The sequence below is a fragment of the Clostridiaceae bacterium genome, assembly GCA_012840395.1.
In the GTDB taxonomy this organism is placed as follows: Bacteria; Bacillota; Clostridia; order Acetivibrionales; family DULL01; genus DULL01.
In genome coordinates this window covers 12,761-27,212 of sequence record DULL01000059.1, presented here as the reverse complement: position 1 = coordinate 27,212, position 14,452 = coordinate 12,761, and the positions used below count along the sequence as shown (strand labels likewise).

General features: G+C 34.9%; 9 protein-coding genes, 1 pseudogene and 1 CRISPR repeat array. Of the genes and pseudogenes, 4 read left to right on the top strand and 6 right to left on the bottom strand.

Annotated elements, in window-relative coordinates; translation table 11 throughout:
- Positions 1-107: 107 nt before the first annotated feature.
- Together GXX20_07220 and GXX20_07215 are read left to right on the top strand one after the other, a co-directional pair.
- On the top strand, positions 108-647 hold the full coding sequence (locus tag GXX20_07220; protein HHW31446.1) for a hypothetical protein: 540 nt from the start codon (positions 108-110) through the stop codon (positions 645-647).
- A 374-nt stretch (positions 648-1,021) separates the two neighbouring features.
- Positions 1,022-1,894, top strand: a complete 873-nt coding sequence (locus GXX20_07215; GenBank protein HHW31445.1) for a MurR/RpiR family transcriptional regulator — start codon at positions 1,022-1,024, stop codon at positions 1,892-1,894.
- 178 nt (positions 1,895-2,072) lie between these two features.
- Here GXX20_07215 and GXX20_07210 read toward each other — a convergent pair whose 3' ends face one another.
- Complete coding sequence (locus GXX20_07210; protein HHW31444.1) at positions 2,073-2,582, bottom strand: ClbS/DfsB family four-helix bundle protein; 510 nt, start codon at positions 2,580-2,582, stop codon at positions 2,073-2,075.
- Between the two features lie 652 nt (positions 2,583-3,234).
- On the opposite strand from GXX20_07210, the gene GXX20_07205 reads away from it, so the two are divergent.
- Together GXX20_07205 and GXX20_07200 are read left to right on the top strand one after the other, a co-directional pair.
- Positions 3,235-4,212, top strand: coding sequence for a radical SAM protein (locus tag GXX20_07205; GenBank protein ID HHW31443.1), 978 nt, complete (start codon positions 3,235-3,237; stop codon positions 4,210-4,212).
- A gap of 121 nt (positions 4,213-4,333) precedes the next feature.
- Positions 4,334-5,521, top strand: a pseudogene (locus GXX20_07200) (IS256 family transposase).
- 487 nt (positions 5,522-6,008) lie between these two features.
- Positions 6,009-9,539: a CRISPR direct-repeat array (repeat unit 30 nt; unit sequence GTTTCAATTCCTTATAGGTAGTCTCGGTAC).
- A 160-nt stretch (positions 9,540-9,699) separates the two neighbouring features.
- Here GXX20_07200 and cas2 read toward each other — a convergent pair.
- From cas2 to cas5, 5 genes are read right to left on the bottom strand one after another with little or no spacing between them, the layout of a single operon-like run.
- The gene (cas2, locus tag GXX20_07195) at positions 9,700-9,963 is read right to left on the bottom strand and encodes a CRISPR-associated endonuclease Cas2 (protein HHW31442.1); all 264 of its coding nucleotides are present in this window, start codon (positions 9,961-9,963) and stop codon (positions 9,700-9,702) included.
- Position 9,964: 1 nt separating this feature from the next.
- Positions 9,965-10,957: a type I-B CRISPR-associated endonuclease Cas1 gene (gene cas1b, locus GXX20_07190; GenBank protein ID HHW31441.1), complete on the bottom strand. Its 993-nt coding sequence runs from the start codon at positions 10,955-10,957 to the stop codon at positions 9,965-9,967.
- 12 nt (positions 10,958-10,969) lie between these two features.
- A complete protein-coding gene (gene cas4, locus GXX20_07185) occupies positions 10,970-11,467 on the bottom strand; it encodes a CRISPR-associated protein Cas4 (GenBank protein HHW31440.1) in 498 nt (165 codons plus the stop codon).
- 4 nt (positions 11,468-11,471) lie between these two features.
- Complete coding sequence (gene cas3, locus GXX20_07180; GenBank protein HHW31439.1) at positions 11,472-13,709, bottom strand: CRISPR-associated helicase Cas3'; 2,238 nt, start codon at positions 13,707-13,709, stop codon at positions 11,472-11,474.
- Between the two features lie 12 nt (positions 13,710-13,721).
- Positions 13,722-14,450 (bottom strand): CRISPR-associated protein Cas5, encoded by a 729-nt coding sequence (gene cas5, locus GXX20_07175; protein HHW31438.1) that lies wholly within the window; start codon positions 14,448-14,450, stop codon positions 13,722-13,724.
- Positions 14,451-14,452 lie beyond the last annotated feature (2 nt).

Sequence of the window (14,452 nt, the reverse complement as noted above, 5' to 3'; positions counted from 1 at the left end):
TTTTTCTTATACTGCTAAAAAAATGAAACTTAATTTCCAGCAATTGATCTATTCTATTTACAAATATCGGTAATAACCGTAAAATCTTATTGACCGAAAACTGTCAATTGTATTTTATCATTCACACCGAGACCGTTGAAGATATATTACCCATCGAAAACATTATTGCCCTTGAAATCTACAACCATATCTGCGAATATAAGACAAATAGCGGCGATGCACGTACACATTATGACATGCTCCTGAAGCATGGCAAAAGGCTATACTGTGTTGCTACAGATGATAATCATACGGTAGAATCCAGCTGCGGCGGTTGGACGATGATTAAAGCCAAAAATCTTACATATGAGGAAATAATAAGCGCAATTGAACAAGGGCATTTTTATGCATCTACAGGTCCTGAAATCTATGAATATTATGTACTTGACGACAAGTTATGCATAGAATGTTCGCCTGTTAAAAAAATTCATGTAAAAAGTAATACCATAGGTCATGTTCAATCTATAATGGCAGGTGAAAATGAATACTTCACACATTACGAGTTTGATTTTTCTAACTTAAAAGACTTGCCCTATTTTAGATTTGAAATTGTTGATGATCGTGGCAAGCAGGCATTCACAAATCCATACTACCTGCAAAATACATGACACGGATAAATAAGCAAACTCGCCTCGCTCAGCGAGTTTTAGGGTCATGCAATCCCTCATTGAACGAGGTTTATTATGACACCTAGATTCATAAGAAAATTTCAATTGTAGAAAAAATTCTTACACCTGTGAAATTTCTTAAACCTGTGGCGTTTCAACGAGGCGGGAGCCTGTGCAGTTTCAAGGAGGGGAGTGATTTACTCTCCTCCCGGACATCAAATCGATGCCCGGCAACCTGTAAGTAGTACGTTTTGTCGCTTCGTTGTAATTTGCATTAATTCATCACCCGCTTTTAGACGCTATGCTCCTTAATTTATACACTAGCTACTCCTTAATGTTTCGTTAAAGAAAGCGGAAAGAAAGGATTTGGTATTATGGAAAATGTTAAAAATGTGCTCATTGACATCCAGCAAAAATATTCTGCATTCTCTGACGTTGAAAAGCGCATAGCAGACACAATTCTTTCCGACCCGGAAAAAGTGATTCATATGCCAATTAAATTATTTGCAGCACATGCCGGTGTATCTGAAGGAAGCGTAATCAATTTTTCGCGTTTTCTTGGATTTGACGGATTTACGCAATTAAAGATCAACATCGCACGCAATCTAGCCACCAAGAATTATATGCGCTCTAATACTATTCTTACGACGGACGATCCAAAATGCGTTATGCGAAAGATTATAGAAGACGCCTATTCTTCCTTCAATGCAACACTGGAAATTAATAAATTAGAGACTTTTATGCAAGTAGTTGACCTGCTTAACCATGCAGAAAGGATAGAAATTTATGGCGTCGGCAGCTCTTCCATGGTAGTAAACGATGCTTATTATCGATTTTTGCGGCTCGGTCTACCCGCCTATGCTGTTACCGATGCCCATATCTGTTCGGTATCTGCATCCATGCTGAATGAACGCTGCGTTGCCTTCGGTATATCTCATACCGGGAGGACAAATGAAACCCTTCGTGCAATGCAGATAGCATCACAAAGAGGCGCCCAGACAATTTGTTTAACTAGTTTTCACAACAGTCCTCTCGCAAAATTATGTAAATTAACGATATTAAGTATATCCAAGGAGACAGAACTCCACGAAGAAGCAATGATTTCAAGGCTTACTCAACTAATGGTTATTGACAGCCTTTTTGCTTTCATGTCAGCCCAAAATCTTGATAAAAGTATCAAGCAGATGGATAATTTTCTAAACATTGTTGAAGAACACCGTTTAAAAGGCACCGAGACAGATATCTAACCATAGCTATACGGAAGCACGGGGAATGTCCTCCCCATGATGTAATGGAAGGTTTTTCTCCGGGGAGCACGTGGACAGTCCTTAATAGTCTAATCATGTTCATGAAGAAAGTCTGCAGCGATTATATGTTGTTGTCATGATTGATATAAAAATTTTTCTATACGCTTATTTGCCAGTTCTACATGCTCTGGTTTAATCTCTTCCATTTTCTAATTTTGCTGCGAAAGGACTTAAACGGAGCAACAGTATTAATATGCACCCATTTCCATACTGGCCAATTGGATGGAGTGGAAGAAGCCCACTTTCGGCTGCCTGCCTTGAATAACTCATCTTCTGTAAACCCGTCAATCCATTGAACGAGAATCAATACCTTTTCCTTAAACAAAGCCTGCAATTCTGTCAGAAAATATGTAGAAAACCTGTTATAAAAGCTCTGGTATAAAGCACCTAGATTATTCCATTTATAGCCTTCACAAGGAGTAATTACTTGTTTCCCCTCGGTTTCGTCCTTATCCCATTTCATAATCAAATCAAGCCAACCCAATTGATAGGCTATCATCTGGGCAGGTGTTCTATCTACACCTTCTATAGGTTTATCTTTGTCGTCTTCTGCAACTTCCAGAAATTCATTAACAAATAAAGCTGCGGTTTTTTTCAATTTCACTGATAAGCGCTTTTTTGTTTTCATAACCCTGCATTATATACTCTCCTTTCAGTGTCCTGGCAAACAGGTACATTATTCACAAAAAAATGTGCGTAATATACATCCATTATATCCTAATTATTGGTATCTCACATTATAATCTAAATAATAAATATATCTCTAAGGTACATTGATGTTGTCTAAGTCGAAGGCAAAAAATATGGTACAATCGGCACTGAAAATAACATATGCTGCAATCTTTTAACAATCTAATCCGAATGGTGGTACAGATTAAACAAATACGGCAGTATCCCAGATTTTTGATATCTCCCAAGGCGGAGTGCGGCGTCAAGAACGGGCATCAATGGATATATGGGGAAGAGATTATAAAAACAGAAGATATACCAAACACCCCCGTGTAAGTTTTGTATAAACATGTGTCTTGAAAATTAATGTATTGGATGAAATAATATAACAGTAAATGAGAATTATCCCTTATAATATAATTTTTAAAAAACATCTTATAAAAGTAGGTTCTTACTTGGGAGAAGTATAGCATTTATATTACACGAATATAATAAAGCGCTTATGCCATCTTTAAAACCTAAGTAAATTAATAAATCAGATGGCTGCTGTTAGTGGATGGAAAATCTAATTTTATTGAAAGTATATTTGAAGGAAGTTAGGAGGCGCAAATTTGTTAAGAATTAAAAACCTTGTATCCGGCGGACTAATCACAAACTATAAATGCTCATCAAAGTGCAAACATTGCTGTTATTCCAGTTCTCCAAACTGGCCGGACGATTACATTAAGCCATCCATGGCTGATGAGATATTTTCTATCCTAAAGAGTCTGGGTTGTGATTCCGTTCATATAGGCGGTGGCGAACCACTTTTAAAACCCGATAGAATTTTGGGTGTTCTTGATGCTGCCCAAAGAAACCATATTTACATCGAATATGTTGAAACCAATGCATCCTGGCATAAGGATGAAGCATCAACAAAGGCAGTCCTTAAGGAAATAAAGGATCATGGAGTAAATACCCTGCTTATATCCATAGATCCATACCATAACGAGTATATACCTTTTTGGAAGGTAAAGTCTTTAATTCGGACCTGTTCGGAGATAAAGATAAATGTATTTCCCTGGCTAATGGAATTCTGGGACGATATTGACGCTATGAACGAACACAAAACTCACTCTCTTGATGAGTACGCACAGCTTTATGGACAGGATTATCTTGTGAAGCTCCTAAACAGGTATGGACTTAATTTGAAGGGACGGGCTTTTAAGACATACAGACCTATGATAAAGAAACGGCCATTTAAACAAATATTGGGTGAATCAAAGCCCTGTAGACTGTTATCAGGCGTATACCATTTTCATGTTGACTTGTATGGTAACTTTATCCCCCAGTCATGTCCGGGATTTTCAATTCCACTGAAGGAACTGGTGAATGGGGCTGATCCTAATACATACCGCATATTTAATATTTTGGAGTCTACCGGCATTGGAGGATTAGCTGAACTGGCTATAAAAGAATATGGATATGCACCCAAAAATGAGTATGCAGGAAGATGTGATCTATGCTATGATATCAGGAATCATCTGGTTTTGGAACTGAGGCTGGATCTACCCGATTTAAAACCGGAAGGACATTATATGTATGTTTGAGAATGTAATAAATTTTGTTGGTGAGTTAGGGAAATAACTCCTTCTTGGCAAGAATGAATAATAAAATGCAAGAGAGGAGTTATTTTTTATGGGAGCAATACCAAAGAATGTATTACAGTAAATAATCAAGGAGGACAACTTTAAAAACCCTGGTGAAATTTACTCATATCTTAAGGAAGCATTCAAAGATCTGCTTCAAGAGATGCTGGAAGCAGAAATGGATGTAACATTGGGGTATGATAAAAACGATGTTAAAAACAAACAAACGGATAACTACCGGAATGGGCATTCTGAAAAGACTGCCAAGAGCCAATATGGAACTATTGACATTAAAATACCACGAGATAGAAATGGTGAACATGAGCCTATGATAATTCCAAAATACATAAGGGATATTTCGGGTATTGAGTAAAAGGTTTTAGCTCTTTATGCAAGAGGCATATCAACAGGAAAGATATCCATGAAGAAATTAAAGATTTATACGGTATTGAAGTATCTGCAGACATGGTAAGTAAGATCACAGAACGCATAATTCCTGAAATTAAAGAGTTTTAAAATCGTCCATTAGAGCCCATATACCCATTTGTGTTTCTCGATGCAATACACTACAAGATAAGAGATGATGGTCATATTCTCAATCGTGCTGCCTATGTAGTACTTGGGGTTAGGGTTGATGGAACTAAGGATATTCTGGGAATTTGGATTGGAGAGAATGAATCCTCAAAGAGTTCTGGCTTGGCATATTGAATGACCTAAAAAACAGGGGTGTAGAAGATGTTCTGATGTTTTGTGTTGATGGGTTGACTGGTATTAAAGAAGCTATCCAGGCCGCTTTTCCCAAGCCAGAAATCCAAAGATGCATTATTCACCAACTGCGTAATTCCTTCAAATATATACCTTATAAGGACGTAAAAGCTTTTTCAAAGGATTTTAAAGAAGTATATACAGCGGTGAATGAAGATGCAGGTCTTGAAGCATTATATGCCCTTAAAGAGAAATGGGGTAAACAGTATCCCTTTGCTATTCGCAGCTGGGAGAGCAATTGGGATGTTATATGCCCATTCTTTAAATTTCCTGATGAAGTAAGGAAAATTGTGTACACGACAAATATAATAGAAAGTTTACATCGGCAGTTTAGAAAAGTAACAAAATCAAAGACCTTGTTTCCTTCGGTCAAGCTTTAGAGAAAATGCTTTATCTGGCATCTATGAACGTTATGAAGAAATGGACACAACGGTATAAGAACTGGGATAGGGTTTTAAATCAATTGGTAATAATGTTCGAGGGACGGCTCGAGCAATACCTGTAAAAAGAAACCGTCCCCCCCACCGCCCCAATGGGGCTCGCCCTCATTGCCGGGCTGGCTAGACCCCACAAGACAAGGGGAATCTACGCCTTCATAGAATTATTGCCAGAAAATTACGGTTTCATGCATAAAAACCAAACTTTCTGGTAATAGTTTAAATATAAATTTGGTTATAGTTTCCTTGCTCTAGAAGGAGCATCCAGATTCAAACCAGCAAAATTATTTACACTCCCTGTATCAGTTTTCCCTTCTCCCCCTCGCAGTGCAATACAAGCATGGCAGATACGAAATAATCATGAGCAGATACGTAGTGACTCTTGACTCTTTCGTAAGCCGACCAGAATTGATAGAGTGCATATTCCGCCAAAACTGCTCAATTTTTTCCGCCCGTTTTTATTTATGTTATTTTTAGACTGCTCAATTTTCTCCGCCTCTTTTGAACATTTTTATTGACAACAACAATCAAATATATCAAAAGTCCCAGAACCATGTTTCAATTCCTTATAGGTAGTCTCTGTACGTGGCGGACATTTTTAAACTTGCTTGGTTATGCCAGTTTCAATTCCTTTTAGGTAGTCTCGGTACTGTTAAGCAATAATGATGCTAATAAAACATTAAGAAAGTTTCAATTCCTTATAGGTAGTCTCGGTACTCTACCTTAGCCTGAGCACCGGCCGGCGTTTCTGCATGTTTCAATTCCTTATAGGTAGTCTCGGTACGGTCCAAGAGCAGTCCATAATGCCTGTAAAGCGACTCGTTTCAATTCCTTATAGGTAGTCTCGGTACAATAAGCATCTTGATATACTATCAGAACTCAGAGCAAGTTTCAATTCCTTATAGGTAGTCTCGGTACTGAGCCATCTAATGAAGCCCATTTATGAGTTGTTACGTTTCAATTCCTTATAGGTAGTCTCGGTACCTTCAACGTTGGTAACACTTCTTCTGCCGCAAAACCAGTTTCAATTCCTTATAGGTAGTCTCGGTACGAAAATGCCGGCGGCGAGGTTGCTGAACTGTAACAAAGTTTCAATTCCTTATAGGTAGTCTCGGTACGTAAAGCGTTTGCAATGCTGTCGCGGGTGCAGACCTGGTTTCAATTCCTTATAGGTAGTCTCGGTACCTACGCCTGAGTGAAGGCACAGATCCTGATCTGATTATGTTTCAATTCCTTATAGGTAGTCTCGGTACGATGAGGCGGTCAAAAAGGCGGCAGATGCTATTATGTTTCAATTCCTTATAGGTAGTCTCGGTACAAGATATGGCTTTCCGTCAACTTCATAATGATATGGTTTCAATTCCTTATAGGTAGTCTCGGTACCACCGACCGTGGCAGGTCCAAGATGTGCAACTCCGGGTTTCAATTCCTTATAGGTAGTCTCGGTACGGGTATGTCCAGTTCAAAATAGATACGCCCGTCCTTGGTTTCAATTCCTTATAGGTAGTCTCGGTACGCTACTATAATCCACAAAATAGAACCTGTTTAACTTGGTTTCAATTCCTTATAGGTAGTCTCGGTACACTAAGCCAGTGCAAGTTGTAGGCGAACAACGCACGTTTCAATTCCTTATAGGTAGTCTCGGTACTGAGTATATGCTATGCCGGGTATGTTTACAAATCTTGTTTCAATTCCTTATAGGTAGTCTCGGTACGGGTAACAGCTAATAAAATGATTAGAATATTCAAGTTTCAATTCCTTATAGGTAGTCTCGGTACTAAACATGGGGGGATATACAGTATTGACTATATAAGTTTCAATTCCTTATAGGTAGTCTCGGTACTCTAAAAAGTTCAACTTTCAATTATTTTTATCTGAGTTTCAATTCCTTATAGGTAGTCTCGGTACATGATGTTTTCAATGAATTTATAAGCCGAATTATCAGGTTTCAATTCCTTATAGGTAGTCTCGGTACCTGAAAGGGTCAAGGCTATTTTATGAAGGTGAGGCAGTTTCAATTCCTTATAGGTAGTCTCGGTACTTTGCCCGGTTTAGTACAGAAGTGGTTTTGCACTCGTTTCAATTCCTTATAGGTAGTCTCGGTACTTAAATCTTTGTAAAAATTCGGGTACGCTGTTTTGTTTCAATTCCTTATAGGTAGTCTCGGTACTATTTGATGATATTGGAGGTGTAGTTTGATGGGTGAGTTTCAATTCCTTATAGGTAGTCTCGGTACGGTGCTACAAAATGCAGCATCAATCATAATATCCCAGTTTCAATTCCTTATAGGTAGTCTCGGTACGGTGAAGGTGAAGGTATGCATTTGCGCTCATCTGCGCGTTTCAATTCCTTATAGGTAGTCTCGGTACAGGAGGCACGTTCCGGCTATCTTCTTCGATGATTTCGTGTTTCAATTCCTTATAGGTAGTCTCGGTACGTGGTCAGGTTGCTCTTGAAAGGGCTGAGAAAATATAGTTTCAATTCCTTATAGGTAGTCTCGGTACAGTCCATGCCAGGGGTTCAGTTTTGCAGGAAAACAATGTTTCAATTCCTTATAGGTAGTCTCGGTACTTTATATTATGATTGTATCATAGCTTTTTTATATTGTGTTTCAATTCCTTATAGGTAGTCTCGGTACCATTATGAATACAGCGGCTATGTTTTCGAGTACAAGTTTCAATTCCTTATAGGTAGTCTCGGTACGGAAGAACATTGACACTATAATCATGACAAGACTATTTGTTTCAATTCCTTATAGGTAGTCTCGGTACTTTGCTTAACATTAAAAAATTTATATTGACAATATAAGTTTCAATTCCTTATAGGTAGTCTCGGTACCCAATCCTTCTGCGGCTTGCTGCTCAATGTAGCCTTGTTTCAATTCCTTATAGGTAGTCTCGGTACTGTGGAGAAGACAGGAGAAGAAGTCGACGAGCAATGTTTCAATTCCTTATAGGTAGTCTCGGTACTTTCATTCTTCCTCACCCTCACTCTCCTCCGGCTCGTTTCAATTCCTTATAGGTAGTCTCGGTACGAAATGCTTCATAGTTATCCCATTCTTCGCAAATGGGTTTCAATTCCTTATAGGTAGTCTCGGTACGTAAAATCGCCTGTCTCAAAGGACGGATTTGCTAAGTTTCAATTCCTTATAGGTAGTCTCGGTACCGAAGGGCCTTTTTAACTTTTGTCTCAGCCATCTTGTTTCAATTCCTTATAGGTAGTCTCGGTACCAAGCCAATAGGCCGAAACTTCGTTTAGCGGTTCCTGTTTCAATTCCTTATAGGTAGTCTCGGTACGGCGTTTTTGATGGAGATGGCACTATATGGTTCCAGTTTCAATTCCTTATAGGTAGTCTCGGTACTATATATATATATAATAGTGAGATATAACAAGAAAAGTTTCAATTCCTTATAGGTAGTCTCGGTACATACCATGATTCAGCGTTATGCTACTGTCTGCAAGGTTTCAATTCCTTATAGGTAGTCTCGGTACCAAACCCCCCTACTTTGTAATTTGCACCCCCGTATTAGTTTCAATTCCTTATAGGTAGTCTCGGTACTATCATAACTATCATATAACTTTCTCGTATGTATAAAGTTTCAATTCCTTATAGGTAGTCTCGGTACATTATCTGGATTTAAAATCTGCTCAGGTAGAGGAAGTTTCAATTCCTTATAGGTAGTCTCGGTACCTGTGAAATAGTAAGGCTTGCCATTTCTGTAGAGTAGTTTCAATTCCTTATAGGTAGTCTCGGTACTTTAGGGGTTGACTAAACGAAACGTTTAGTATATAAGTTTCAATTCCTTATAGGTAGTCTCGGTACGTCACCAATAGACTCTGATTTTGAATCTGACATATGTTTCAATTCCTTATAGGTAGTCTCGGTACCAAAAGGACCCATCCCGGTCCTTGTTAGTTCGCATGTTTCAATTCCTTATAGGTAGTCTCGGTACAAAATGGAAAGCGTTGTGAAGTTATCCCTGTACTGTGTTTCAATTCCTTATAGGTAGTCTCGGTACGAATTGGTATCACAGGAAATTGCAAAGCGTATTGTAGGTTTCAATTCCTTATAGGTAGTCTCGGTACCCGTGAATACAGTAACATCACTTGATTTTTATATTATCATATTTCATGAAAATAGTATAGTCTAAGTTAAAATCTGCTAAAATCGTTGGTTGTAAAAATATCGATGTCCTGGATTTTTTACTCTATAGGAGGTCGATAAGAATTTATAAAAGAATTGAATTTATAGGAAAATTGAATGAGGATTTTTTTCAACACCTATTACTTCTCTGTTAGAATATCTCATATTTGCAAAGTCATATATAATTAATGAATCTTCTTTTTTATTCATTATGGATGTTAATTCATATTTCAGTTTTTTTAAATTTGCCTGAGTAATTTCTCCTTCAAACACTGAATTTTGAATCCAATTTAAATACTTCCTGCATATCTTCAGTGCCTTTCCAACCCTCTTTTCTCCAAAATCATAGAATAGTATTACAAACATATTACCACCCCGCTACAAAGCCCTTATATTCACTATTTTCTGTTATGTGCTTTTGTATTTTATATAACTCTAACCTGATTAACCTTTTATAACTAACGTTTACATTTAAATGGGGATGTTTAATTACAGCATCAAGTTTGTTAGTATACTCCTGAATAAATTTCTTTCTCCCATTTTCAGTAATTAATATACCATTAAAACTTTTTTCAAAATCTTTATGCGTAATAACTCCCCTATTAATTAATGTGAATATTGTTCTATCAACAATTATAGGTTTGAATATTTCTGCAATATCAAGATTTAATGTAAATCTCCTTTCATTAGTTGAATGAAGATACCCTATTCTTGGATCCAATTGGGTCTGATATATTTCACCGAGAATCGTTGTATAAAGTAAAGAATTACCAAAACTTATCAACGAGTTAATATTATCAAGTGGAGATCTTTTGCTTCTGACAGTAAATTTAAAGTCATTATTTTTTAAAATATAGTTAAAGCATTCATAATATTCATCTCGAATATTTCCCTCGAGAGCCATAAGTTGTTCAATAGTATTAATTTCTTCCATTTTTTTAAGTTTCCTTGTTATGCTTTCAATTTTCTCCTCCAATTCTACTCCTCTTGAATTATAATATTTTAATATTACTATTATATTCTTGGCTGCAGTCATTGTAATTTCCTTTGCGATAACCATCCTTTTACTCAAGTCAAGATAGTGTTCTGCTTGCTTAAGTATTACAAATCCTGAATTTAGATGTTCTCTTGGATAGTAACTTCCACTATAGTATCCGTAATAATTAAAAAAATGCAAGCATATTTCTTTTTGTGATAGAAAATCAAGCAATGATTTATTAATGGTTACTTCTCCAAAAATCCATATATTATTAATTTCTTCCACAGGAACATATTTTTTCTCATTTTCTGTTTCGAAGAGAATTGTATTGTCCTTTCTTCTGATATCTCCATTATTAAAAACATATAATTCTCTTTTCAATGCTTAACCTCCTTAAGCATAGCAATATTCTCTATATCCGCAGGTTTTGCAGTATCTGTTTTTAATTACCGGAGGAGATGTATCACACTTAATAATCGAAGCAATTTCTCTTTCCATCTTATCAAGCATCTGTATTTTTTCTTCTGTTAATTCTACTTCAACTCTTTTTTTCTCCTCTGGATAAAGTAAAACGCCCCTAGCATTAATACCTGCTTTTTTCAATATCCTGAGGTAATATAAAAGCTGCATAGCAGAAGCCTCCTGAAACTTGGAACTTTTTTTTGTCTCACCAATTACCAGTTCGTTTTTTGCTTGTAATAATACATCAAACTTTACATTCCCAAATTCTATTTCTTTCTTATTCCTTCCATAAGTTGTTTCACTAATAAATCTTCCAATATCGATATTTGTATCTCTTTCGTCAGGAGTAATATTTCTGCTTATTAACCATACTTCTCTTTTGCAAATTGAGTAGTACCACATCAAAGTTCCATTAACTTCCATAGGCATACCTCTAGATAAATTCTATTGTTTCATCATTATAAATAATTCCAATTTCATCGTTATATTTAATTGTATAAATAGGCAGATTATAGATATTTTCACAGTAATTCTTTATAATATATTTTTTGAACCTACCAATATTAACAGGTACTTCATATAATGCTATCTGTGCATATTGATTATTATTATATAATCCCTCTACTTTATCTTTGAATTCATATGGAATAATAGATACTTTAGTATTATTAATTAATCTTGTTTTTAGTTTTTCTTCATCATATTGTAAATCAAGTATTATTTCTTCATTAGCGATTCTATTATAAATTTTTACCGCTTCATTAAAAGCATCATCATACATGTTAAAATCAGAATATACTTCATTTACCATTTCCATAATTTCATACTCTGACAAATATCTCTGATTTTTTCTAACTACCTCTTTAGTCTTTTTAAGAATATCTGATTTATATATATACTTTTCAGATATATCAGAATAATCAAAGACAATAAATTCTGAATCATCATATTCACCTCGTCTATTACACCTGCCAGCTCTTTGTACTAGGCTATCAATAGGAGCGCACTCGGAAAATATTATGTTAAAATTAATATCTAAAGATACCTCTATCACCTGAGTTGATATTACTAGATCATAATTATTATTTTTCTCCAATAAGTTTTCTTTTTCTATCCTATCTTTCATAGTGAATTCAGAATGTAAGCAGAGTACATTATAATCATTAGACATTTCATTGTACAGCTTTTTTGCAGTTTCAATAGTATTTACTATTACTGCAACTTTTTTACATTTATCAATATAGTTTTTTATTTCATCAACAATATCCCATAGTTGACCATCTATAAATTTCCATTTATTATGTTTTCTATACATAAATTCTGTTGCAATAATTGGTGATTCTATACTTAGTAATTTACTAAAATGTTCTAGTAAGAAATTAGGCATTGTAGCACTCATTATCATGACACGACCCTGAAGTATTTTAATCTTTTTTATTAATTCTGTAATTAGGCCTAAAGTAAAAGTATCATATGCTTGGATTTCATCAATAATAATAGAACTACCTACAAGAGCATATTCTTTTAAACACCAAAATCCTAAATTGAATCCACTTGTTAATAGCTGATCTACAGTTGAAACCATGACTGGCGCTATAAAAGCCCTATGTTGCAATAATTCAAATCTCATTTTAGGACTGTTTTGAGTTTTAATTTCATCATTAATTGCAAAATATAATTCTGAGTTTGAATGCGTTAAGCCACAATATTCATCTCCAAAATATGATTTTGCTAATCTTTTATAAATACTGTTTGAAGTCACTGTAGTTGGCATAAGAAATATTATTTTACAATTATTATACTTGACTGCCCAAAGGAGAGAGGCTTCTGTCTTTCCTGATCCGGTTGGGGCTATTGCTATAATATTATTAACAGCCATAGCACAATCTTTATGAAACTTTCTCTCAGAATATTGATGTCCTTCGGATTCAACCTTTTGCTTGATCTTGTCAATCAGTTCGTTTTGACTCATTAATTGATGTAATGGCATTTTATCTGAAGAAGCAATCCAATCACAATATTGCAGAATCCCTTTACAAAGTGTGTATAATAGTCTTATTTTTGATCTATCTACTTTTAACCGCACTAGTGATGATTCTTTTAAATAATACTCAAAAAATTTTATAACGTCTGCTTTTGTAGGTATGTAGTTTCCTAATTTATTTATAAGATCATACTTTTGTTTGCTAAATTTTATAGCTAAACTTAGTCCATATCTAAACTCTTCATCTGTTAACCTAGGCCACTCCTTTATCTTATTCATTTCTCTATAAAACTCATTTAAATTTATATCAAGTTTCTTATGATGAGATAGTACTGAATAATAATGGTACGGAAATTCTTTATTGCTATTCTTAAGATACTTTTGAGTTGCTAATATCATATAAATAAATGATAGTAGTTCATGTCTAAAATATTTAATATTTTTTTCTTTTTTTATTGTCTTTTTCATCTGTTCTTGAAAAATACAGGATAATTTTCCCAAATCATGCATTGATACTGCAAAATTTACATTTCTTTCAAACGCATCTATATCATAACCTAAATAATGCATTATTTTAAGAAAAATATCTCTTTTTCTATAAAATTCATCATAGAAAATATTCATACATTTTTTTATGTGATACTCATAACTTCCCTTATATCCCTCCTCAGGTTTAGCATAATACATAACAACACCTCGTCATGATTTACTAAAAGTAAATAATGGAACATATTTATCATTAAATACATAAACAGATATTGGAGTCTTTAATAAATAAGTAGATTCTAAAAAAGTAAATTTGCTAAACCTAGTAGCCTCCCGTTCATCATTTTCATTAAATTTGAAATCCACTGGTAAGTTCTTAATAACAGGTGGTCTTATGATTGATTTAGTGGGTAATATTTTTACTTTATCCCAATCAAGTTCAAAATTGCTCATGTGGTTACCTATAACCCAAGTATTTTTTAAATTTTTACTTTCAGTCATTAAAATCTCATCACAAATTTCAATATTAGATATTTTTACAAGATCGTCACTGTTACCTAGAGTCAGTGCATATACAGGATCTTTAAAGGCTTCATATAGCTCATTAACTATACTAATATTATCAGAAGCAATAAAAATATCTACATTCACATCATAAATAAACTCTCTTACAACTATATCTTTCTTTACTTGACTGCTTGTTAACTTTGAATAATTCCATAAATCTTTTCCCATTCCGTTACTTTTTGAAATAGATCCCACGGCAATATTGTTATTTTTGAAATATTCCAATGCATCTTTTAATTTTAGCCCTAAAGCTGCTCCAGATATTCCTATAATAGATGTAGGTGTTGGAATAAACATTGTTTCTTGATATAAATGCATGTTAGGATCTCTGAAGGAAGCTGTCATTGCATAAAGTGATATAATCATCCCTTTCATAG

What these genes read in the sequence shown, in the direction of transcription:
- GXX20_07215 (HHW31445.1), top strand. Translation starts at nt 1,022, where the DNA reads ATGGAAAATGTTAAAAATGTGCTCATTGACATCCAGCAAAAATATTCT.
- GXX20_07210 (HHW31444.1), bottom strand. Translation starts at nt 2,582, where the DNA reads ATGAAAACAAAAAAGCGCTTATCAGTGAAATTGAAAAAAACCGCAGCT.
- cas2 (HHW31442.1), bottom strand. Translation starts at nt 9,963, where the DNA reads ATGTTTGTAATACTATTCTATGATTTTGGAGAAAAGAGGGTTGGAAAG.
- cas4 (HHW31440.1), bottom strand. Translation starts at nt 11,467, where the DNA reads ATGCCTATGGAAGTTAATGGAACTTTGATGTGGTACTACTCAATTTGC.
- cas3 (HHW31439.1), bottom strand. Translation starts at nt 13,709, where the DNA reads ATGTATTATGCTAAACCTGAGGAGGGATATAAGGGAAGTTATGAGTAT.
- cas5 (HHW31438.1), bottom strand. Translation starts at nt 14,450, where the DNA reads ATGAAAGGGATGATTATATCACTTTATGCAATGACAGCTTCCTTCAGA.